Here is a 22,578-nt window from a genome sequence, read left to right as displayed (position 1 = left end):
GGTACCTATTGGATAGGTACCGGAGATTCATGCGCTTGCCCCTTGACAGAAAATTGCAGCTTCCTGGTCATCGTCAGGGCAAACGCCAGGTTTAAATATAAACATCATAAAAGTATTAAAAATTAATGTCTATAATCAGAATAGGTGTGAAAATCTCACTGATCCTATATGTTTTCTCCATCAATGTCATGACTTCGCTGCTGGCCAGCGAGGCCCATTCGCAGGCGCTCGAAATAAAGGTGAATGTCCAGTTTAAAGAAGGACAATCTTTATCCGTAGCTTTATCTGAATTACGTTCTACAACCAGGGTAAGATTTGCCTACGATCCTTCCCTTGCTGAAAATGTATCGGTCAGGGCCGCCAGCTACCGTGAAGAAAAACTCAGAAATATCCTTAACCAACTATTGCAAAATAGTCCTATTGCTTTTAAAGAACAGGGAGGTGCGGTAGTTTTATATTCAAAAGCCAACGAACCTCGCAGCGCTTCCTTACAGCAAGCAGGTCGCATTGCCGGTAAAATCATCGACGACCGGGGAGAACCGCTTCCAGGTGCCAATATCAAAATCGTTGAGACCGGCCAAAGCATTCAGAGTAAAGTCGACGGAACCTATGTCTTCAATGTTCCCCCAGGCAGCTATTCCCTTGAAGTGACTTACATCTCCTTTCAAAGCAAGCGCATTACCGAAATAGAGGTAAAGGCAGGAAAAACAAGTGAGCTCAGTGTGGTGCTCAACCCTTCAAGCAATAGCTTAAACCAGGTATTGGTTACAGGAACGTACAAAACGGAAAGCATTAACGCCTTATACGCCCGTCAGAAAAACAATGCGGTGGTTTCAGATGGGATCAGCCGTGAACAGATGGCTTCCCTTCCAGATAAAAATATAGGTGAGACTCTAAAACGGATCTCGGGTGTAAGCACCACCGATAACCGACGTGTAGTGGTAAGGGGTATCGCCGAACGCTATAACCTGGCTATGATGGATGGAGCAATTTTACCGAGTACAGATGTACAGGTCCGCGATTTCGAATTCGACATCATTCCAAACAACCTGGTAGACAATGTGGTGGTTTCAAAGACAGCCACGCCGGATATGAGCTTTGGTTTTGGAGGTGGCCTGGTACAAGTGAATACGATGGCTATCCCCACCCGGGATTTCATGTCTTTCAGTATAGGTAGTAAGTACATCAACGGAAGTACCGGAAAAGAGTTCTTAGGTTACCAACGTGGCGAAGGCGATTACTTTGGCTTTGACGATGGCGGACGAAAGCATTTTCCGAAAGACCTCTCCTTTTTTACTCAAGCTAATTATACTGCTGGTGATCCCGCCAGCACCCCCGACCTGATTGCAGCGCAGAATAAAAGAATAGGCGGCACCGAAAGGCTTGGTACCCGCACCTATAAAACGGCTCCGGGCCAAAACTACCAGTTTAGCATGGGCAGAAGCTACGGATTAAAGCACAGCCGCCTGGGTTTTGTGGGATCGCTGAGCTACCGTAACGAGCAATCTATTGACAATATCGGACATTTTGAGCGTGGCGACTTCAATAAGAACGGCGAGAATTTCTATGATCCCAACACATTTGAGGAATTGAAGCCGAGTTCGGCGATTCAGTACAACTTTACCACCAGTTTGGGTGCCCTGGTTAATTTGGGATGGAGCAGCAAGAACCACAAGATCACCCTGCGTAACTTTTACTCGAGGGTATTTGCTAATCAGTTTTTCCGTGTCAGGGGTTGGGGAGAAAATGCCGGCTTAGACAGCTATCCGGCACTTAACGAATACGATCGCCCCAAATTTATTAGTTTGTTACAAAATCGTATCACGGGCGAGCATACTTTCGGCAAGTTAAAGTTCGAATGGGGTGTAGCTCGTAACAATGTAGACAACCACGAACAAGATGCAGTAGATGCCAACATGGGGCCTAACGTCACGCTAAATGGCACCAGCTATCTTTACGGTCCGGGCAATGGTACAGCCAATCCAGGTCCCTTAAGCCGCTCTTCTTACCAATACGTAGAAACCAATTGGGCAAGCGATGCAGCACTGAGTTATAATTTCAACATAGGTCAATTAGGGCAGGTATTCAAGGCGGGGTATCAGTTCCTGGAGAAAAAAGGTGATTTTGCCTGGAACGTTCTGCCCCTAGTATCGGCAAAGGGCATGAGCGACCTCAAGCCAATACATCAGTGGAACTTTGACTTTACCGACCCATCACATGATGTCTTTTATCTGCCTGCAGCTTTCAACAACAGCAATTACACCGGAAAGAACAATAACCAGGCCTGGTATGGTATGATGGATAACCGCTTCAAAAGCTGGATCCGTTTAGTATGGGGCATTAGAGGAGAGTATTACAATTACGACAAGATCAAAGATTCTGCTGCCGACAAGGCCGGACAAGGCGAAATGGATGCCCTGGTTAAAAATCGTTATGTGGATCCGGAAACAGGTAACCTCGTACATCGCACCCGGGATGGCAGTGCCGACGAAAAGAAATGGTTGTACCTGCCTTCTGCCAATCTTACCCTTACCCCAATAAAGGATTTAAATATACGGGCCTCGTATGCTAAGTCGGCCATCAGGCCAGCACTGATCGAAAATTCAAGCTTTGCACGCTACAATTATCTCTACGGCCGGGTTCAGCGGAATACAGGCGTGGTTTCTACCATCATTTCGCATCATGATCTGCGATTAGAATGGTATCCATCTGCCGGGGAGGTTATCTCTGTGGGATATTTTAAAAAGCATTTCAAAAACCCTGTAGAAATGTACCTGGATGTGACCTCAAGCAGCGGAGCAATTGATCTGCTTACAGCCAACTCCGATTATGCCGACGTTAAAGGCTGGGAATTCGACCTTCGTAAGAATTTAACGTTCGTTAACAGCAACTGGAAATTCCTGAATGATCTTTACGTCAGTGCTAACCTTACCCTGCAAAACTCGGAGGTACAAGCCAGCGCCTTCAAATACTCGACCATGGGAACGGGTGAGGACAAAGAAGGTGTAAAGTATTCCTACAAGACCAAAACTTATCTGAAGGAAAAACGTCCGCTATACGGCCAGGTACCGGTATTATATAATATCGGAATGCTGTATTCGGGAAATCGACTCAGCGCAAACGTAGCTTTTAACCACTCAGGTTATAAAACCTTTACCGTGGGGATGCAGCCGATGTATTCTGAAATTGAGAGACCGCGTGACCAGCTGGATGCACAAGTGGGCTACAAGTTCCTCAAAAGCAAGAAGATGGAAGCGCGGATAAACATGAGCAACCTGCTTAACAGTCCTTATCGTTTCTTCATCAATTCGAAGAATACCTATTCGCTTAAACCCGGTGCAGACAGCATGAACATGACCGAATGGTCGCAGCTATACGAATGGAAAGACGGTTTTTCCGACAAATATGAAAAAGGGAATTTCGAACCTACCGAGGATGGAAGGCAGTGGCGCGTAGGCGATACCGACACGTTTTTCCGAAAGATCGGCACTTCCTTTAGCATGAGCCTATCCTATAATTTATAAGATGATAAAAATGAAAACGATGAAATTGAATAAATTCTGTCCGGCCTGTATAGGCGCATTGTTGCTTTCCGTAACTGCATGTAAAAAGGGAAGCGATGATTTTCTCGATAAAAGCGAACTAATGCCTGTTACCGTTACAGGATTTAATGGAAGCAGCGAAAACCTTTTGGTGAAAGTTGGCGGTTTTGATTTTGCCGCTTCGCTGGCGCCAAACAATAGTTTCAATCAAAAAAATATTTACACGTTCAATACAAATGAGGACAAGGTAAAGCTAACTGTGAATGAAGAGACTACAGGAAAGCTGGTGTTAGAACAGGAACTGAAAAAAGCAGATGGTGCTGCTAAAGTGAATTTTCTTTACATGGATGGACGCATTAGTGCAATGCTAGAGAAACCTGCTGTAGCCGCAGATAAGATCAGCCTCATTTACATGTTCCAGCCTACGGTGACCAACTACACCGAGCCCGTTGATATTGTGGCAGGCAAATACTTTGTTACACCACAAGTATTTGAGGAGCTTGCCCGTGCCTCGAATGTGAAACCCTACGAATTCTGTGCACCGCTAACCTTTTCCACATTTTCTACTGCGAGGCAGGACTATAACGGCACCATGACCTCAGTGTTGTTCAGTGTGCGGGTTTACAAAGCCGGTACTAACATACCCTACATCGATGGTACGAGCTACACCTGGAATGCACTCAACTCTACGGCTCCTAAGCCTGCCGCTTCTGCTGCTTCTTCAAAACTTTACATCTTCTCTGAAGCTCCCGCAGGAAATATCATGCGATTTGGGAACCGGTTAGAACTATAAAAATGAAACAGATGATCAAAAAAATAAAAAAACTGGCGCTTTTGGCCATGACTGCATGTGTTATAGCCGCCTGTAATAAGGATGAATTGACCCAAAAAGCCATCAGTATCCAAATAATGGGCTACAACATTGGTAATAGCGAACTCGAGATTTCGATAGATACAGGAGTTTACGACAAATTCAAAACTGCCCCTAACACGCTGTTGAACTTTGGAAAGGTATATACCTATCCTTCCAGCAAGGAGCAGGCTTTGCTAAAGATCAGGGACGTCGTTTCCGGGAAAGAAGTATATCAAAATGAGCTGGATTTAAGGCAGAATGAGTTCGAGAGGTTTTTCCCCTTCGTGATGATCAATGGCACGCCGCTGGAAATTAAAATTCCTTCGCCCGATCCGGCAACTAATAAACTGGCCTTCTATATTTATTACCCCGAGAGCAGCGATCTGATAGATGTTTTCATGAGGAATGAAACAGGTCAAACCGTTTATATAGCCAGAAATGTTATGCCTGCCACCTGGGCTTACGCTGATTATGTATCTGCAGAAGGGTTCAAAGATCCTAATAAAAACTATACCTGGTATTTCGTGAAAGCAGGCACTACCGATCAGTGGGCCTTTCATGACGATGAGTACAAGAGCCAGTCTCCCACGGGCACACTTTACATTCCGAAGAATGGAGAAACGGGCAGGGTGCAGGCTTATTTTGTAACAGCAGCTTCCAATCAGCTGGATGTAGTTAGTCTCTTCAAACCTTAGAAGAGCAATTTTACAGGCAGGCTGTATCATTGATGAAATGATCGGCCTGTCTCTGAAGCAAAAGCTACGGTGAAATTAGGGAATCAAATTTCGCCTGGTAGAAATACAAGTTTTAGAAGAGCTGGCATTGATACCAGCTCTTTTAAATTGCTTCAATTAGCATCCTTGAACTAACATCATTGTGACGCGACAAATCGTATGTGATTTTTTACTTATTTTGTCGCACTTAGATAAATCATATGCATACGCTACTGTCCATCTTAGGAAACGCACAGTCCTCTTTTATCCATTTTACCAGGATTGCCATCTTTATTGTCATGGCCTGGATCGGTGGTTTAAAAGTCTTTCAATACGAGGCAGACGGTATTGTTCCATTTGTTGCCAATAGCCCGCTAATGTCTTTCTTCTATAGTAAAGAAGCACCGGAATATAATCAGTATAAAAACCCGGAGGGAAAGACGGTCCAAAGGAATATTGCATGGCATAAAGAAAATGGCACCTATGTCTTTTCCTATGCATTGGGAACGGCTATCGTCCTCATTGGAATTCTGACCGTGCTGGGAATTTGGTTCCCGGGGCCTGGTCTCCTCGGCGGATTACTTACTTTTGTAATGTCTCTCGTGACACTAAGTTTTCTAATCACCACACCCGAAGTGTATGTTCCAAATTTAGGAGGTGATTTTCCTACTCCTCATTACGGGTTCCCTTATTTGTCAGGAGCTGGCCGACTGGTGCTAAAAGACGTGATTATGATGGCCGCAGGATTGATCTGCGCCTCTGATAGCGCTCGTGGGATTTTACGAGAGAGACAGAAAGGAATTAGCAGTTCTCACCAGTACGATTATGCAGGATCGAAACCTTCAGGATTCCGACTATAATCCCTTCGAAGCCGGAAAGTAACAGTTTAAACCTCAACGCCTTAATCTCCATCAGATGATGATTCCTTTTTAACATCATCATTAGACACTCCTCGCTTGGACTTCTTAATACTTTCCTTCAGCTTTCCGAATCTGTGAATGTAGTAAATCAAAAACCCGCGGGTATAATTCTGGTTATTGTTCCGTTGGGTAAACAATGGCGTATTTACGTCAGTGATAACGTTTCGGTATTTAAGGAAAGGGTTTTTAGAATTTACAGCCAGCGTAGCTTTTTTATTAAACAGCTCTTTGCTAATGTTAAATGAATGGGAGAGATAGCCACTTGTTTCACCCTGCACTTTGATAAAAGGGCTGGCAACGTTAAGGGATGAACCTGCCTTCCAGTCCTTCTTAAAGTAATATGAATAATTAGATCCTATGAAACCCTGAAATCCATCATGCTTAAAGCTTTTACCATCAGCGGTTCCTTCGAAACTCAGAAACTTGATATTTCCATTAATACTAATATTGAACTGCTTCGTTATAGGATACTTGTAATTGAGATTAAGACCGAAGTTGTCATATTTGCCAATATTGTTATATGTTGTAACTGAAATGGAATCTGGCCTGATAAAAACTACACTCTGGATGATGTTATTAGCGAACGCATAGCTTAAGGATAGCAGTGTATTTGCTTTTTTGTTCCGATTGTAGCTAAGTTCAAAACTGTGACTTAATGCGGGCTTTAAGCTGGGGTTTCCATAGTTATAGTTTAAAGGATTATTCTTATTGATGAATGGATTCAATTGACCAATTCCGGGCCGTTCTATACGCTGCGTATAACCCCATGTTATACTGCTGGTACTGAACTTGCGCTGGAAAGATAAAGAAGGAATTAAATTGGTATAACTGGTTTGAAAATCATCTCCTGCAATAAAATCTGCGTCAACGCTTGTTCTCTCCAGGCGTACTCCCGCTTTGATTCCCCAATTTGTTAATTTCAATTGATAGGAATTATAAAAGCCAAAAACGTTTTGCAAATACTTAAAATCATTACCCTGGCTCTCTTCAACAGCTTCCAAATCACTATGGTTGTCTCTTGTAATGTATTTTATGCCACCTTCGATAGTTAGTTTTCTGAATGGATGATAATAGTCCAGCTGAATAGTCTGTTCCCTCGTACCAGATTCATTTCGTTGATATAGGTTTCCAAGATTACCGCCAACAAACCTGTTATCAATCGTACCATCAAACACCGATCTAATATATTTATAAGAAACTGTAACCAGCCTGTCACTGTTCTTTCTAAACCCCATCTGATAATTAGCTCCCCAGTCCAGGCCGCTGAAGTTGTTAGTATTGATATTATCTAATTTATATCCAGCCTCCTCTATTCCATCGTTATTAAAAAACCGGAAGCTTTGCTCCCCAGTTTGGCGGCTATCCTCCATATTGTAACCAACTGAAGCTGTAAGCAGATTTAGTGAGTCAATTTCATAAGTGAATTCTGTATTAGAGAAAAAAATGTTTCCTGTCCTGTCTGACGAACCGCGCTGTACCTGTTTAAAGGGTTGAGGCAATATGCTGGTACGACTATTTTCAAAGCTGAAGCCTGGATTGTTGGTAATGTACCTGTCAACATAACCAAACATTCCGAACTTACCTTTCTTTATACCCAGGTTAACCCAGGCACCCGCAGCGTACAAATTGTTGTGAAATAAGCCTACAAGGCCATTGTAGCCTTCGGCTGGTTTCTTGGTTATAATATTTATGATTCCTCCAACACCTTCACTTTCGTATTTAGCTGAAGGCATCGTAATTACTTCTACTTTTAACACATTTGCCGCCTGGATACTGCGTAATGCATCTTTAGGGCTCCTTGCTGTTAAGCCCGATGCTTTGCCGTTAATGAGGATTTTAAAGCTTGAATTACCTTTTAGCTGCACATTATCATCGGCATCCAGAGATAACAAAGGTATCTTAGTAACCATTTCCAGCATGTTTTGCCCCTTGCTATCCGGATCGGATTGTACATCATAGGTTATTTTGTCAACATCCTGGTTAATAATATTTTTCTTGCTAACAACAACGACCTCCTTCAATACCTTACTTTCCCTACCAATTTTAATTTCGCCAAGATGTATCACACCGCTGGAGCTTTCAGATAGCTCGATCTCAACAGTGTTAGATCTATAACCGGTAAAGCCTGCTGTTAGGCTAAATTTGCCAGTGCCTCCGGCTCTAATTTCTACATTCCCGATTTCATTAGCCAAGGTGGATCTGATAACTTCATTACCTTTTTTTAATAGCGTTGTTGCAAATCCTACTGGTTTTAAAGTGGCTGAATCGATGATAGTCGCACTGATTAAATATGTCTTCTGCTGGGCCTGAGCTGACAATGCGATAGAAACTTGCGCTAGCCATAAGAAAAAAAAGAAGTGTTTTTTCATTGGTGATAAAATTCAGTGACGTAAATATACCTTATGCTTACCTTAATTGACACTACGATTTCTATACATAATAGTAGCTGAAAGGAACTGAATATAAAGGTTCAAATCAGTTCTCTAACTAGAAAGAAACAAAGCGCAAATAATTCTTACATCGAAATTTATCTTTGCCTTAGATGACTGTTAACGAGTGTAAATGCTTAGTTGAAAAAATCTTCAAAAAGAGATTTATTTTTCTCCAATGAGGACATTCTGAGGGAAGGTTTATATTTTTAATGATGCAAACTTTGCAAGTCATCTATCAGCACCCATTGCTAACCGAGTCTGAGCTTGAAACAATTTGCCAGGCTCATGTCCCGGTAGTTTTCAGTAAAGGAGATTACCTGCTTAAAAAAGGCCAGGTAGCCAATTCCTATTTTTGTGTGATCGAAGGTCTGGTACGGTCGTACGTATATGATTTTAATGGGAATGACATCACCACCGGCTTTATTGGAAAGAATGAGATCGCTATTGATGTGGTCTCGCTGTTTCATCAGATACCATCTGTAGAACATTTTCAGGCATTGACCGATTGTAAATGCTATGCGATTAACCTCGACAATTTCCAGGTGCTCTACCATTCTATCAAAGGCTTCAACGAATGGGGCCGGGCCTGGATGTCTGAATGCCTGTTCCAGCTAAAACAGCGCACTATCTCTATGATCACTGATTCTGCCAGTGAACGCTATAAGAGGCTACAGTATCAACATCCCCAGATCTTACAGGAAGCTCCTTTAAAATTTATAGCCAGCTATCTTGGCATTACTGACACATCTTTGAGCAGGATCAGGAAAGAGCTGGTTAAAGAAGTGTAATTTCTTGTCCTATGGCAAGTGGATGAAAAGCTGATTGGCATAACTTTGTCATCATCAAACAACCAACAATGAAAGTTAATCCATATCTGAATTTCGACGGCAATGCCGAAGAAGCGTTCAAATTTTACCAGACTGTTTTTGGCGGGGAGCTATTTATTCAGAAAATGAGTGATGCACCCGGAACTGAAGCACTCTCTCCTGAAGAAAAGAACCGCGCTATGCATGTTTCCATACCGATAGGCGACGGCCAGTTTCTGATGGCATCAGACTGCGTTCCATCAATGGGACATGTTTTGAATGTGGGTAACAACAATTACATTTCTATTTCGCCTGACAGTCGCGAAGAGGCGAAAAGGATCTTCGACGCGCTTTCTGAAGGTGGTGTCATCGAAATGCCTTTAGATGATATGTTCTGGGGCGATTATTTCGGCTCCTTCAAAGATAAGTACGGCGTGTGCTGGATGGTAAATTACGCTAATAAGCAAGAGTAATCAGATACATCAATCAACTAATCTAAGACCAATGGAAAGACAGCAATACAAAACCAACATTAATGCCGGAGTAGAAAAGGTATATGATACCATGTTGGGAAAAGATACTTTCAAACAATGGACATCCGTATTCAACCCTTCTTCCGACTTTGAAGGAAGCTGGACCAAGGGCAGCAAGATTTTATTCACTGGTCTTAGCAAAGAAGGTAAGAAGGAAGGAATGGTAGGCAAGATCCAGGAAAATATTCCCTATAAATTTGTGTCTACTTTTTACCTTGGTGTGGTGGATGGCGATAAAGAGATCACTGAAGGGCCGGCAGTTGAAGCCTGGGCCGGCGGCTATGAAAACTATACGTTTGAAGAAAGTAATGGCATCACGGAACTTACCGTGGATGTAGATGTTAACAGCGAAATGCTAACTTATTTTAATCAAACGTATCCCAAAGCACTAGAAAAGCTGAAAGAGATCTGTGAAAAATAAGATCAGGTACACGCTTGCTGCGTGTACCTGCTGCTTGCTTAGTTCATCTTAAGCATTGTTAGTAATTTATCGGCTAAGCTGCTGTTTTGCCTCTTCCAAACCATTATTAAACGAGATGCTACACGCATGTCGGGTACATCTAAACCTATAAGTCCTGCTTTACTTCTTTTTTAACAACCCGCTTCAACAAATCCAGGTTCAAGTTCTTCATCTCGTCTAACACCAACTCGGCCAACAGTCTTGCGCCATATTCGCTAAAATGAGTGCCATCATTTACACCGTTCGGAAACTGGGGATTTGTCCCGGGTTCAGAAACATTAAATAACAATTTTGAGTTTTCAGGACCAAAGGACTCATAAAGTGCACGACTTCTAGTATCCAGATCTATCATAGGCACCTTATACTCAGTCGCCACTTCAGCGACCACTCGTGAATATTCCACATGGGTTTCCAGTGCCTTGCCTTCGCTGCTGAATTTACGGCGGGAAACCGGGGTCACCAATACAGGTTTTGCATTTTTAGCGCGGGTCTCGAGGATAAACCTGATCAGGTTTTTACGATAATTTTCCGGAGAAGTATAGCGCGCTGCATATTGAGGCTCTTTCGCCTCATCATTGTGTCCGAACTGAATGAATACATAATCCCCCTCTTTTAACGCACTGGCTATGGGCTGCCAACGATTTTCGCTGAGAAAAGTACGGGTACTTCGCCCACCCCTGGCATGATTCTCCACTTTTACCGTCTTGTTGAAGAAAACAGCGAAGGGAGTACCCCAACCGGTAACCGGGGCTTGAGACACAGGTTGTGTACAAACGGTAGAGTCGCCGATAAGGTAGACAGTAATTGTTTCGGGCTGCAAAGCAAAAGAACACAACACGCAGATAAGGACTGCAGCGATAAATTTATTTAAAATACGCATAGGTTAACTCCTTATTTTTTAGGTTGGGGTTTGAAAAAATGATCGTTGATCCCTCCTGGGTTTTGGCCCTTCAGTTCGGCATAAATAATCTCTGCCATCTTTCTTGCTCCCAGTTCACTGAAGTGTGTATTATCCTGCTTTCCTTCCGGGTAATTCGGGTGTTGCCCCGGCTTCAAGTGATTAAAAAGCCATTTTGAGTTCTCGGGACCGAATGAAACAAGCAAGTCCTGGCATTTTTTATCCAGTTCCAGCAAATGCACTTTTTTCTTCTTTGCCACATTGCGTACCAGTTGAGAATAAACTTTGTGTGTATCTTCCAATCCACCATCGCTGCGGAAACTTCTTCTCGCAGCCGGAGTAATGAGTACAGGAATCGCTTTCTTAGCTTTAACGTCCCTGATATACCGGATCAGGTTCTCCTGAAACATTTCTTCTGTGGTTGATTGCGGCTTAGTCTGCACTTCATCATTATGACCAAACTGGATAAGTACGATGTCTCCTTTTTGCAGGCTATCTACCACTGAAGCCCAGCGCCCTTCCTGTATAAAAGTTTTTGTACTTCGGCCATTCTGAGCTACATTATAAATTACCGTGTTGGATGTGTCTATAAACTTTGAAAATATCATGCCCCAGCCAGTTTCAGGATAAGCAGTTAGAGCTTTTTCAGACATGGTCGAATCACCAACCAGGAAAATTCTCATCTTTCGCGGCGCAATGCTGAAGCACAGGCTCAGGATACTAAGTCCTATCAGTATATGTTTGATATATGGTCTCATTTTACACTCATTAGGTTTATTTTTCCAATTGGACGAAGCTAAGACAGAACACCAATATTGATGTTTAAAATTTTTCTTTTCTTTCATAAGGTGTCACCTGTCCAAGGTAAAAAAAATCAATAGATTGATCAAATCAGGAACAAAACCTCCGGAACATAGTTATTTACCTATGAACCGTCTTAAAGAACCATTTGAAATTGATGTCAAAATTGCCGGCGATCAGTTGACGCGATTGAAGATCTTTCATGAAACTGAAACATTCGACTTTGCTTTTGAGGGACAAAACATCTCTTTAATCAATAATGGAGATAATTCATGGAGTTTGGTAACAGGGCACGTCTCCCAGGAAGATATTAATTCTATTGGTGTAGAAATTGAGAAATATTATAAGGGTGTAAAACCCTAGTTTGTACGGATCTCCCCTTGAGATATGATTGATAAAGACCCTGTCAACGATAAAATTAGTGCAAGTGACCACCTGGCGAATGAAAGAACATTCTTGTCCTGGATCCGGACAAGCATTGCCATCATGGGGTTTGGCTTTGTGGTTGTCAAGTTCTCCCTCTTTGTAAAACAGTTCTCTATTGCATTGAATCAAGCGCCCGCTGTTCAAGGAAAAGGCTATTCTGCGGTTATCGGAATACTACTTGTTGCTACGGGAGCCGTTGTAGCGTTGCTGGCTTTTGTCAGATATAAAAGTATAGAAAGGAAACTGATTCAAAACACGTATTATCCCTCGTTCCAGCTTTCGCTTTCGCTAACTATCGCTTTGCTAGTTGTAAGTATTCTTCTGGTTATTTACCTGCTTCCGAATCTTTAGCTAAAATCTCCGGCATTTCTTATCCTATGTCAATGGAAGCTGAATCTTCCTCTGCGTAACTTTGTCTTATCCAAAAAATAAGGCAGACAAACCGATATTAATACAGATGTCAGATGTCAAAATTTAAAACATAACAAAACAACAAACATGAAAAAAGTAACCTTTTCAGGAATAACACTCCTATCTCTTTTGGCGTTTTTTGCATTATCAGCATTTACTATCCTCAACGGAACATGGAAAAATGATCCTGCACATTCGCAGCTCGGCTTTACAGTAACACACCTGGGTATTTCAGACGTCTCTGGAACTTTTAATGACTTTAACGTTGAGGTAAAATCATCCAAGCCGGATTTTAGTGATGCCAGTTTTGAACTCAACGCAAAAACAGCCTCCATAGATACCAGGGTAGAAGCAAGGAACAAGCATTTAAAAAGCGCGGATTTCTTTGATGCAGAAAAATATCCTAACCTGACGTTTAAAAGCACTTCATTGAAAAAGGCAGGCAAAAATCAGTTCAAGCTGGCTGGTGATTTAACTATCCACGGCGTTACCAAACCAGTAGTCCTTGACTTAACTTACAACGGAACTGTCGAGAACCAGATGAGCAAGAAAGCAACGGCTGGATTTTCCCTTTCAGGTACTATTAAACGTTCTGACTTCAGTATTGGCAGCAAGTTTCCAGCACCAATGATCAGCGACGAGGTGAGGATCAACGCTTCAGGCGAATTCACGCAAAACTAGAAATTAGTAGCATAAGCTATTTATTCTGTCAAACCAGAGCTTTGTGATGAAAAGAAAAGCTTTTATTCATACACTAATTTCAAGCGTGGTAGGTGACAACATTATTAGTATTCAGCAAGTTTACAGATGGCCAACAAACAGGACGGCATCATGCCGGTCCTGTTTGTTGGCCATGTCTGGCCGATGAAGTGTTGATCTAAGACCACGTGTTGAGTAACCAAAGTGCAGGTTTCGTTAACGTTGGCAGCTAAAGAGCGATCCTGACGGCAGATTGATAGGCTTACAGAATATTGGCTGCTCATCTGTAACTTTTTCCGTTGCTGCTTCGCTGACTTTCTTCTGTTCCAGATCGACTCTTCCTACATACTGGCTCTGCGAAAAGCTTCCGTTTTTATGTGACTTAAACGCTATCATTACCTCGATTTCCTGGCCTGCAAGGCCGCGGGGCAACTCATATTGCAGCTGTCCATCCTTGCGAACAGTTTTCCGTATTATTAAAAACGCACACAATTTACGGGAATAGGTGAGGCAAATCACCTCGTCGTCCGGACTGGCTTTTTTGGTCGTTGTTGAGGTGTCCCAGGAAACAAACAATGTTAATGGTCCATTTGCCCAGGCCTTTGTTTCTCTGGTGCCATCCAAATCTCCCCAACTAAACAGAAACCTGCTGAAATCTATAGCTGGTCCATTCCCGGTTTGAATGATAGCCCGAGTTCCGTTATACGAATGAGCCGAGTTCCTGCCCGTCCCCTTTCCAGGATAAGACGCAAAACACTCATTCACGAGACTCTCAATGTTCATGAGTGTTTGATGTATGAGAGTAAATGAATTGTTAGTTGTTATTTGCCCTAATTGTTTAGGTTTTTTAGTTCGTTTTGGCTTCGCCCGGATATAATTAATATCTCTCCATTTACTGCCTACAACGTCACCTACCTTGCCGCTGAAAGGGCCGCTAATACCGTTATAAAAGATTGCCATATGAATGATAATTAATGATTTAAGTTAAAGATACAGATTCCCCCAAATCCTAAACGGTCTTTTAACGAGAAGTGACGAAGATCATTTTTTCACCCTACCTCGTAAGTATCAAAGACGTCAGACTAGGGTATTGTCACGGTTTAATCACGGTTTGGTCACGATCTAAATAATATGGCGGGGGTACGTTGTTGGGATTAGCGGGACAAGCATTCTCAATACTTTTGCTATAGAATGAGCTATTGAATTCCATCCCCGGCAGGAAGTAGCAAAGCTTGCGTTTGAATGGTTACCAAAGCAGGCACCAGCTGTGTGTGAGCTAAAAAAAGAAGCTCACTGATCGAGTAAAACATTTTTCAAAAGAAGCTCCTCAGTCTCAATCTGAAGAACTTCTTTTTTGATTTTTACTGTCTGCTTATCCGGTAAATCACTCCGTTTGTATCATCACCTACCAATAGAGAGCCGTCTGAATGAACAGTTAAGCCTACTGGCCGGGCAAAATGAGCACGATTGTTATTTACCAGGAATCCGGTTAGAAAATCCTCAAACCTTACAGGCTGGCCATTTTCAAAACGCAGCCTCACAACCTTGTATCCTACAGGCTGACTTCTGTTCCAGGAGCCTCTCATAGTTACAAAGGCATCGTTTACATACTCAGAAGGGAATAAGTTTTTAGTATAGAATACCATCTGCATAGGAGCCGCATGGGCATCGTAAAGCAAGCTTGGTAAGGTGGTCATTTGCAGGTATTGCTGATAAGTGGTATCGCCCGGAGGGGGATTGGTACCAGGGTTATACTTTCCATCGCCGTAAATGTAAGGCCAGCCATAATTGCCATTATGTTTGATCAGATTAAGCTCTTCTTTCTGTTCGTTGTCCCCAAGCCAATCGATTCCATGATCCATTCCCCATAGTTCGCCCGTTTGGGGATGCCAGCCGAATCCGATAGTATTACGCAAGCCCTTTGCATAAACACTGATATTACTACCATCTGCATTAGCCCGCAGGATCGTTGCATTCTTGCCATTGGGTTCATCGCATGCATTACATGTACTTCCAACCGTGATGTACAGCATTCCATCTGGGCCGAATGCAAGTGTTCTGTTGGGATGTTGTCCGCCGTCGGGTAGATTGTTGATGATCATTTGAGGTTGAGTCAGCGTTCCGTCAGGGTTTATGTTACTCCTATAAACTTCCCGTACAGAAGTGATGTACATCTGGTTGTTGTAAATTGCCAGACCATGAGCCTGTTTAATTGTAGCTACAATTTGTCTTACCTCAGCAAGTCCGTCATTGTTATTGTCTTTAAGCATCGTTACCAGTCCTGCCTCACGATCCGAGGCATACACTACGCCATTGTTACCGGCTAACAGGATACGGGGCTTGCCCAGCTGATCAGCGAACTTTGCAACCTTAAATCCCGCCGGTACTTTGAGCTGCGCAATGTTTGCGTCTGTAGCCTGAACGAGTGCCGGGCGGAATACATATCCGTTAATTTGTGCGGAGGTAGTTTCTTCTTCCGTTTCAGGGACAATTGTGTCCCAAAAACCATCGCCTTTTTTACAACCGTAGATGAGGCCGGCCAATAAAAGGGTTACCCCAAATATCCGGGTGAGGAGTGTTTTCATAGGTGTTATTTTTAGATGTAAAAGTTTAACAGAGTATGTTCAAATGAGTTTCTGATTTTGAAAAGAATAGAGTTTGTACGGTGGATGCTGAAGTTTGAAACGAGCTTAAGAGGTAACCGTATGGCCGCGGCAAGTCGGTCTTGCTCGAGCCCTGTCCTGAGTTTTGAGCACAGCGAACTCAAGATCCTCCAATAAGAGCGAGTTTCCAACTCGCTACGCACCATCCAGAAATTCTAAACAAATTCCGTATTCTACCACCCTAAAATTGTCGCATATGCACAGCACCAAAACAATATTTCTTAACGAATTTTGTATTGAACCAAAAAAAAATGCCATGAGAAAAATAATTGTATTTTCAATGATCACATTAGATGGAGTAATGCAGGCACCAGGCGGACCAGAAGAAGATACTTCAGGCGGTTTCAAATTCGGCGGCTGGGTTGCACCCTTAAGTGACGAAATATACGATAAGGTGGTGGAGCAAGAGCTGAGACCTGCAGACTATCTTTTAGGCAGACGAACATTTGATATCTGGGAGGCCTACTGGCCTAAACATAAAGCGTTTTGGCCCGGCATCAGTGAAGGCACGAAATACGTGCTTTCCAGAACCAGGAAAGAATCAGATTGGGAAAACTCCGTATTCCTCGAAAGCCTGGCTGATATCGAAAAGCTTAAAAATTCAGAAGGCCGGGACATCCAGGTTTGGGGGAGCAGCGAGCTTATCCATTTACTTCTCAAGCATGACTTAATAGATGAACTTCGGCTCAAAATCCACCCTTTGATCCTTGGTAAAGGAAAGAAACTATTTGATGAATACTCGGTTCCCGCCGCGCTTACTTTAACAGAAACTACTGTTACATCGACCGGAGTAATTATCGCCAGTTACAAACGGGCAGGAGGTGTAGAGACGGGCTATGCTGGAGTTTAAGGAGTCATCAGACTCCATGATGCCCCATCATAGACTATAATTTTATTTTTTATTTAATAAGAAAGTCTGTAAATTAGTATAGCTGACCGATAAAAGCATCTACCTAAATAATAAAAGCGGGCAAGCTATTTTAAGCCGCTTTTGTCTTCTCATAGTACCTCTGATTTTGTTGGTTGGCGGACGCGCATGTTACTACGTTGAATAGGGTGCTAAAATAACAGTACCCGCGGTTTTGGCTGATTTGCGTAGCTATGTGCATTGATACACAATTAACCGAATCAGAAATGAAATACTTTCTAAACTACCTCTCCCATTGCTGTCCTCCCTAAGGACAAATCATCTTTATTGATCAACCGCCTATCACCCCCCCTGCATCTACTTAATTATCTGCAAAATGAAATACTTCTCTACCATTCTGAAAATTTTTCATTTCAGTCTTAGCTATGCCTATGGACTTCTTATAGCGAGTCCCTTGTTGGCTTCTTATCCCCTTTTTGCTGCAAGAGAAATGTCGACGGAAATAAAAGCCCCCAAACAGGTCTCGATCAGTGGAAAAGTTACCGACAATAAAGGAGAGGCCCTTATAGGTGTTTCTGTAATCATAAAAGGCACTAACAAGGGAATTTCGACTAATGTCAATGGAGAGTTTTCTATACAGGCCCCGGAAGACGCCACCCTGATTTTTTCATACCTTGGTTATGAAACCAAGGAAATAAGGTTAAACGGGCAGCGAACATTAAATGTGGTACTGCCCGAGTCAAGCAGTCAGCTTAATGAAGTGGTGGTGGTAGGTTACGAAACTGTAAGCCGGCGGGACGTTACCGGCTCGATATCATCCTTGTCTGGCAGGCAAATAAAAGATGTGCCACTTTCATCCGCTGCTGAAGCAATTACCGGCCGGCTCGCGGGGGTACAGGTTACGACCACAGAAGGTGCTCCGGGAGCTGACGTGGTTGTGAGAATACGAGGAGGAGGCTCTATTACACAGGACAATTCGCCTATATATATTGTGGACGGGATTCAGGTTGAAAACGCACTGAATGTTATCGCACCACAGGACATTGCTTCGATCGACGTATTGAAGGATGCTTCGACAACTGCCATTTACGGCGCCAGGGGTGCAAACGGCGTAGTGATCATTACTACGAAGTCTGGAAAACCAGGAAAAACTACGGTGAATTATACCGGAACACAGGGCTTCCGATCTATATCAAAAACGATGGATGTGCTGAATTCGTATGATTTTGTTGTTTGGCAATACGAACGCTCAAGAGCGGGCCAATCAGATATTGACAATTTCGCCAGGAACTATGGTTCAACATGGGATACGCTTCAGGTGTATAGGGATAAGCCGTTTATTGATTGGCAGGACGAAGTGTTTGGACGGAATGCTTACTTTCAGAGTCACAATGTTTCCGTAAACGGAGGATCGAAAGAGACGACATTTAACCTGAGCCTTACGGCGAATGACGAGGACGGAATCTTGCTTCAATCAGGATTTAAACGCTACCTGGCGAATCTTAAACTGGACCACAGAGCGTCCGACAAGTTTAAGATCACTGTTACCGCCCGCTATCTTGATCAGGAAATAATGGGTGCAGGTACCACTACCACTGGAACCAGGAACACCAACAGACTTCGCCACAGCATTGTTTACAGGCCATTCGAACTTCCCACAGCACCAGCAACGGATGAATTTGATGAGAATTATTTTCTGAACTCGAATCAGATCCAGAACCCGGTGATCTTGACTGAGGCTGAATACCGGAAAGTTCCTTCAAACAGCACTAATGTCAGCGGTAGTTTCAGCTATGAGATTATTAAGGGTCTTACCTTTAAGTCAACCCTAGGTTATGATGCTTCTAACACAAGACAGGAGCTGTTCTATAGTAAAATTACACCGACTGCAAGAAATTTTGCATCGCTGCCGGTGGCGTCTATTACTACTCAGAATAACACCACGATCAACAACTCCAACACGCTTCAATATGTGAAGAATGATATAAAGGAGCATCATGATATCAGCTTACTGGTTGGTCAGGAGATCTACCAGCTTAAGTCTAAAAATAATTTTGTGGAAACCCGTTTTTTTCCTGCCGACATCACCGCTGAGAAAGCTTTGGCAAATATGAGCCTGGGCTCACCTCCCAGTGGTTCAACACAACCCAGGCCAACATCGTCCATAACTCCTCCAAACAGGATCTTCTCGCTTTTTGGTCAGGCGCGCTACTCTTATGATGACAAGTTCCTGGGATCGTTTTCTCTGCGGGCCGACCGGTCGTCCAAGTTCCGATACGATAAAGGGCTGCTGATGTTCCCATCCGGAACCTTGGCTTACCGGATATCCCAGGAAAATTTTATGCGCAAGTTTGATTGGCTAAGCGATGCGAAGATCAGGGTTGGTTATGGTGTTGCAGGGAACAACCGGATAGGAGATCTTTTATATATGCAATTGTATGGCGTAACGGGCGAGTATGCCTTAAATCATACGGTCCTCCCTGCATTTGCACCGGCAGCTCTGGCAAATGAAGATTTACAATGGGAGAAGACAGTGTCGCAGAATTTGGGATTTGATCTTTCTTTCCTGAGAGGACGTATTCAGTTCACAGCTGATATTTACAAAAATAAAGGTAACGATCTGCTATTACAGGTAGCTATTCCTTCTACAACCGGATATACATCCCAGATCCAGAATGTTGGCTCAACTTCTAACCGCGGTGTGGAATTCCAAATAAATGGAAGTGTCTTACAGAAACGGGATTTCTCCTGGACATCTAACTTCAATATTGCTTTTAATAGGAACAAAGTAGAAAGCCTGGGCCCTATTACTCAGCAAACAAGGAGCTCCGGTTGGCAGGGATCTGACGGAGCTGACGATTACCTGGTTCGGGTAGGTGATCCGGTTGGATTGATGTACGGCTTTGTTACCGATGGATTTTACAAGGTCGAGGATTTCGACTACGCTAACGGTGTTTACACGTTAAAAAGTGGAGTACCAAATGGTTCTGGCATCTTTGGAGTTGCCCAGCCAGGCTCATTAAAACTTAGGGACCTAAACGACGACAAGTTGATTACCCTGGACAATGACAGGCAGGTTATTGGCGATGCTAACCCGGCGTTTACTGGTGGTTGGCATAACCAGTTTAATTATAAGAACTTCGACATGAGCGTCTTCGTGAACTTTGTTTACGGAAACGATATTTATAACGCCAATAAAATTGAGTGGACTGACGGATCTTTTCTGAACCTGAATATGCTGGAGACTATGAAGAACCGCTGGACCACGATTAACTCAAGTGGCCAGGTAGTTACAGATCCGGCGGCGCTTGCGGCATTGAACGAGAATGCCGGAATATGGGCTCCTGTACGCAATCAACGCTATTACCTGCATTCGTGGGCAATTGAGGATGGATCTTTCCTTCGTATTAATAACGTAACATTGGGTTATACCCTCCCAAAAAGGATTATTGATAAGGTTAAAATAGCCGGCCTAAGGGTCTATGCAACAGTTAACAACCTGGCAACGATCACCAATTATACGGGTTTTGATCCTGAAATAAGTACCAGAAGATCCGACCCACTTACTCAGGGCGTTGATTTCGCTGGCTATCCGCGCTCCAGGACCTGGGTTTTTGGAGCAAATATTTCATTGTAGGTATTTAATTCTTAAAAAAATGAATTCATCTAAAATAAAAATCTCCGCAATGATTTTATGCTTATTGGTAACTGCTGCGGGATGTAAAAAATTTCTTGAAGTGGAGCCGGAATCGCAATATGATGTAGAGCAGGCCTTTTCGGATGTTTCAAACGCAACGACGGCCGTATTGGGTGCTTATGACGATCTTCAGGGCGATAATGGCTACGGTATCCGGATAAACCTTTACTATCCATACGATTCTGATGAAGCGATAGTTAGCGGCAATATTGACAATGGCCGCCGTGGCATTGGCAGGTACCAGCTATTACTTTCCAATACTGAACTTACCAATCCGTTCAATCAGCTATACCGGGGGCTGGAAAAAGCCAACCTGTGTATTGAACAGATTCCTTTGATGCCACTGTATAGCAATGGTACAGCCACCGAACAGATGGAGTTAAGACGTTTGCACGGGGAGGCTTTAACGTTACGCGCACAATATCTCTTTGAACTGATCAGGAACTGGGGAGATGTACCGGCCCCAATGGTTCCCTCCTACCGGCAGCCTGATCTTTTCATCCCGCAGTCAAACCGGGATAGTACTTATGATAAATTAATTGCGGATCTCGCTACAGCGAAAGGTCTTGTGCCCTGGAGAACTGAGGTTACAAGAAATGAGAGAATTACTAAGGGGGCTGTAATGGCTTTGAGGGCAAAATTAGCATTGTTTCGGGGAGGATACTCCCTGAGGACGGATTCTAAAGTGATGGAGCGGAGAAGTGACTACCTTGAATACTATAAAATAGCAAGGGACGAATGCGCAGAGCTGATGCAGAACCGCAATCAGCACACCTTAAATCCTTCTTTTGAGGATGTCTGGCGCAAGCTTACCTCTTTTACCGCGGACCCTTTTGGTGAGATTATTTTTGAAGTGGGCGCTGGCGGTGGAAACAGCAATTCGGATAGCAGGATGGGACAATATAATGGCCCAAGCCTTAATGCTGCCTCCAGATACGGTCAGGGAGGCGGCGGACTATTAGTGCTGCCTAATTATTTTTACGCTTTTAATCAATTGGATACCCGGCGCGAGGTGTCTATAACCTATTATTCCGTTGGAGCAACGAATCTTAAAAGCTTGAGAAGGCTGGGTGAGTTAACTGACGGGAAATTTCGTCGCGACTGGCGGAATCCTTTATTACCTGGAACCGTTTTAAACCTTGGTTATAACTGGCCCTTGATAAGGTTCGCTGACGTGTTGTTAATGTTTGCCGAGGCTGATAATGAATTAAATAATGGTCCTTCCGCAGCCGCCATCGCAGCTTTTGAGGAGGTTAGAACCCGCGCTTTCGCCGAAAACAACGGTAGTATCGGTGTAACTCCCACAGATAGAACAGGCTTTTTTAACGCCATCGTAAACGAACGGTACCTGGAATTCGGTGGTGAAGCTATTCGGAAATATGACCTGATACGTTGGAATTTGTTATCAACCAAACTTGAGGAAGCGCGGCAAAGAATCGTCCAGATAAGGGATGCGAGTGGCCCTTATGCCTCTGTCCCGGAATATATCTACTGGAGGAACAATGGGGAAGAGATTCAATTCTTCGGAACAGATCCTTTTAACACGCCAACTCAAGTACCCAATCCAGCTACGGGTTGGACCCGTACGGAGTGGCGGCAGCATTTGATATCAGGGGCGACAATTGATAATTTACCTTTGCATCAGGGAATTGCCAGATTTTTCACACCGAATAAAAGCGAGCTGTTTCCATTTACAACATCGATACTCCAAGCGTATGCGGGTAGGTTGAAGCAAAACCCTAACTATTGATATTTTGACACCAGGGTTTTTTTTTAGCTTTACGAAAGCATCTCGTTCATTTAGTTAGATCATTAATCACAGTTCAAGCACACGCGTGCCGCGTGTGCTTAGTACA

18 protein-coding genes are annotated in these 22,578 nt (G+C 43.3%); 13 read left to right on the top strand and 5 right to left on the bottom strand.

Going from position 1 to position 22,578, the window contains the following annotated elements:
- The first annotated feature begins 125 nt into the window (after positions 1-125).
- The 4 genes from J3P37_RS12895 to J3P37_RS12880 all read left to right on the top strand — a co-directional run bounded on the left by J3P37_RS12895 (position 126) and on the right by J3P37_RS12880 (position 5,968).
- The gene (locus J3P37_RS12895; RefSeq protein ID WP_256011640.1) at positions 126-3,524 is read left to right on the top strand and encodes a TonB-dependent receptor; all 3,399 of its coding nucleotides are present in this window, start codon (positions 126-128) and stop codon (positions 3,522-3,524) included.
- A gap of 19 nt (positions 3,525-3,543) precedes the next feature.
- On the top strand, positions 3,544-4,335 hold the full coding sequence (locus J3P37_RS12890; protein WP_256011639.1) for a hypothetical protein: 792 nt from the start codon (positions 3,544-3,546) through the stop codon (positions 4,333-4,335).
- 11 nt (positions 4,336-4,346) lie between these two features.
- Positions 4,347-5,090: a hypothetical protein gene (locus tag J3P37_RS12885; protein ID WP_256011637.1), complete on the top strand. Its 744-nt coding sequence runs from the start codon at positions 4,347-4,349 to the stop codon at positions 5,088-5,090.
- Positions 5,091-5,329: 239 nt separating this feature from the next.
- Positions 5,330-5,968 (top strand): DUF417 family protein, encoded by a 639-nt coding sequence (locus J3P37_RS12880; protein WP_256011636.1) that lies wholly within the window; start codon positions 5,330-5,332, stop codon positions 5,966-5,968.
- 41 nt (positions 5,969-6,009) lie between these two features.
- Here J3P37_RS12880 and J3P37_RS12875 read toward each other — a convergent pair whose 3' ends face one another.
- Positions 6,010-8,397, bottom strand: a complete 2,388-nt coding sequence (locus tag J3P37_RS12875) for an outer membrane beta-barrel protein (protein WP_256011635.1) — start codon at positions 8,395-8,397, stop codon at positions 6,010-6,012.
- 272 nt (positions 8,398-8,669) lie between these two features.
- Between J3P37_RS12875 and J3P37_RS12870 the strand changes: the two genes are divergently transcribed.
- From J3P37_RS12870 to J3P37_RS12860, 3 genes are all read left to right on the top strand, one after another.
- Positions 8,670-9,248: a Crp/Fnr family transcriptional regulator gene (locus J3P37_RS12870; protein WP_256011633.1), complete on the top strand. Its 579-nt coding sequence runs from the start codon at positions 8,670-8,672 to the stop codon at positions 9,246-9,248.
- 68 nt (positions 9,249-9,316) lie between these two features.
- Positions 9,317-9,739 (top strand): VOC family protein, encoded by a 423-nt coding sequence (locus J3P37_RS12865; protein WP_256011632.1) that lies wholly within the window; start codon positions 9,317-9,319, stop codon positions 9,737-9,739.
- 31 nt (positions 9,740-9,770) lie between these two features.
- Positions 9,771-10,220: an SRPBCC family protein gene (locus tag J3P37_RS12860; RefSeq protein ID WP_256011631.1), complete on the top strand. Its 450-nt coding sequence runs from the start codon at positions 9,771-9,773 to the stop codon at positions 10,218-10,220.
- A gap of 145 nt (positions 10,221-10,365) precedes the next feature.
- On the opposite strand, the gene J3P37_RS12855 is transcribed toward J3P37_RS12860, so the two are convergent.
- Both J3P37_RS12855 and J3P37_RS12850 read right to left on the bottom strand, forming a co-directional pair.
- The gene (locus tag J3P37_RS12855) at positions 10,366-11,139 is read right to left on the bottom strand and encodes a rhamnogalacturonan acetylesterase (RefSeq protein WP_256011630.1); all 774 of its coding nucleotides are present in this window, start codon (positions 11,137-11,139) and stop codon (positions 10,366-10,368) included.
- Positions 11,140-11,150: 11 nt separating this feature from the next.
- On the bottom strand, positions 11,151-11,915 hold the full coding sequence (locus J3P37_RS12850) for a rhamnogalacturonan acetylesterase (RefSeq protein ID WP_256011629.1): 765 nt from the start codon (positions 11,913-11,915) through the stop codon (positions 11,151-11,153).
- Positions 11,916-12,084: 169 nt separating this feature from the next.
- Between J3P37_RS12850 and J3P37_RS12845 the strand changes: the two genes are divergently transcribed.
- The 3 genes from J3P37_RS12845 to J3P37_RS12835 all read left to right on the top strand — a co-directional run bounded on the left by J3P37_RS12845 (position 12,085) and on the right by J3P37_RS12835 (position 13,476).
- Complete coding sequence (locus J3P37_RS12845; RefSeq protein WP_256011627.1) at positions 12,085-12,321, top strand: hypothetical protein; 237 nt, start codon at positions 12,085-12,087, stop codon at positions 12,319-12,321.
- Between the two features lie 24 nt (positions 12,322-12,345).
- Positions 12,346-12,735 carry a YidH family protein gene (locus J3P37_RS12840; RefSeq protein ID WP_256011625.1) on the top strand — a complete coding sequence of 130 codons (390 nt, stop codon included), beginning with the start codon at positions 12,346-12,348 and terminating at the stop codon, positions 12,733-12,735.
- A gap of 147 nt (positions 12,736-12,882) precedes the next feature.
- On the top strand, positions 12,883-13,476 hold the full coding sequence (locus J3P37_RS12835) for a YceI family protein (RefSeq protein WP_256011624.1): 594 nt from the start codon (positions 12,883-12,885) through the stop codon (positions 13,474-13,476).
- Between the two features lie 234 nt (positions 13,477-13,710).
- Here J3P37_RS12835 and J3P37_RS12830 read toward each other — a convergent pair whose 3' ends face one another.
- Positions 13,711-14,454, bottom strand: coding sequence for a DUF6266 family protein (locus tag J3P37_RS12830; protein ID WP_256011622.1), 744 nt, complete (start codon positions 14,452-14,454; stop codon positions 13,711-13,713).
- Positions 14,455-14,855: 401 nt separating this feature from the next.
- Positions 14,856-16,079: a PQQ-dependent sugar dehydrogenase gene (locus tag J3P37_RS12825; RefSeq protein WP_256011620.1), complete on the bottom strand. Its 1,224-nt coding sequence runs from the start codon at positions 16,077-16,079 to the stop codon at positions 14,856-14,858.
- A 334-nt stretch (positions 16,080-16,413) separates the two neighbouring features.
- Between J3P37_RS12825 and J3P37_RS12820 the strand changes: the two genes are divergently transcribed.
- From J3P37_RS12820 to J3P37_RS12810, 3 genes are all read left to right on the top strand, one after another.
- The gene (locus J3P37_RS12820; protein WP_256011619.1) at positions 16,414-17,007 is read left to right on the top strand and encodes a dihydrofolate reductase family protein; all 594 of its coding nucleotides are present in this window, start codon (positions 16,414-16,416) and stop codon (positions 17,005-17,007) included.
- A gap of 394 nt (positions 17,008-17,401) precedes the next feature.
- The gene (locus J3P37_RS12815) at positions 17,402-20,662 is read left to right on the top strand and encodes a SusC/RagA family TonB-linked outer membrane protein (protein WP_256011617.1); all 3,261 of its coding nucleotides are present in this window, start codon (positions 17,402-17,404) and stop codon (positions 20,660-20,662) included.
- A 49-nt stretch (positions 20,663-20,711) separates the two neighbouring features.
- Positions 20,712-22,472, top strand: coding sequence for a RagB/SusD family nutrient uptake outer membrane protein (locus tag J3P37_RS12810; protein ID WP_256011616.1), 1,761 nt, complete (start codon positions 20,712-20,714; stop codon positions 22,470-22,472).
- The last annotated feature ends 106 nt before the right edge of the window (positions 22,473-22,578 follow it).

Source organism: Desertivirga xinjiangensis, from assembly GCF_024436435.1.
In the GTDB taxonomy this organism is placed as follows: domain Bacteria; phylum Bacteroidota; class Bacteroidia; order Sphingobacteriales; family Sphingobacteriaceae; genus Desertivirga; species Desertivirga xinjiangensis.
Note: the sequence above shows the minus strand (reverse complement) of the source record. Positions and strands in the feature narration are given on the sequence as shown.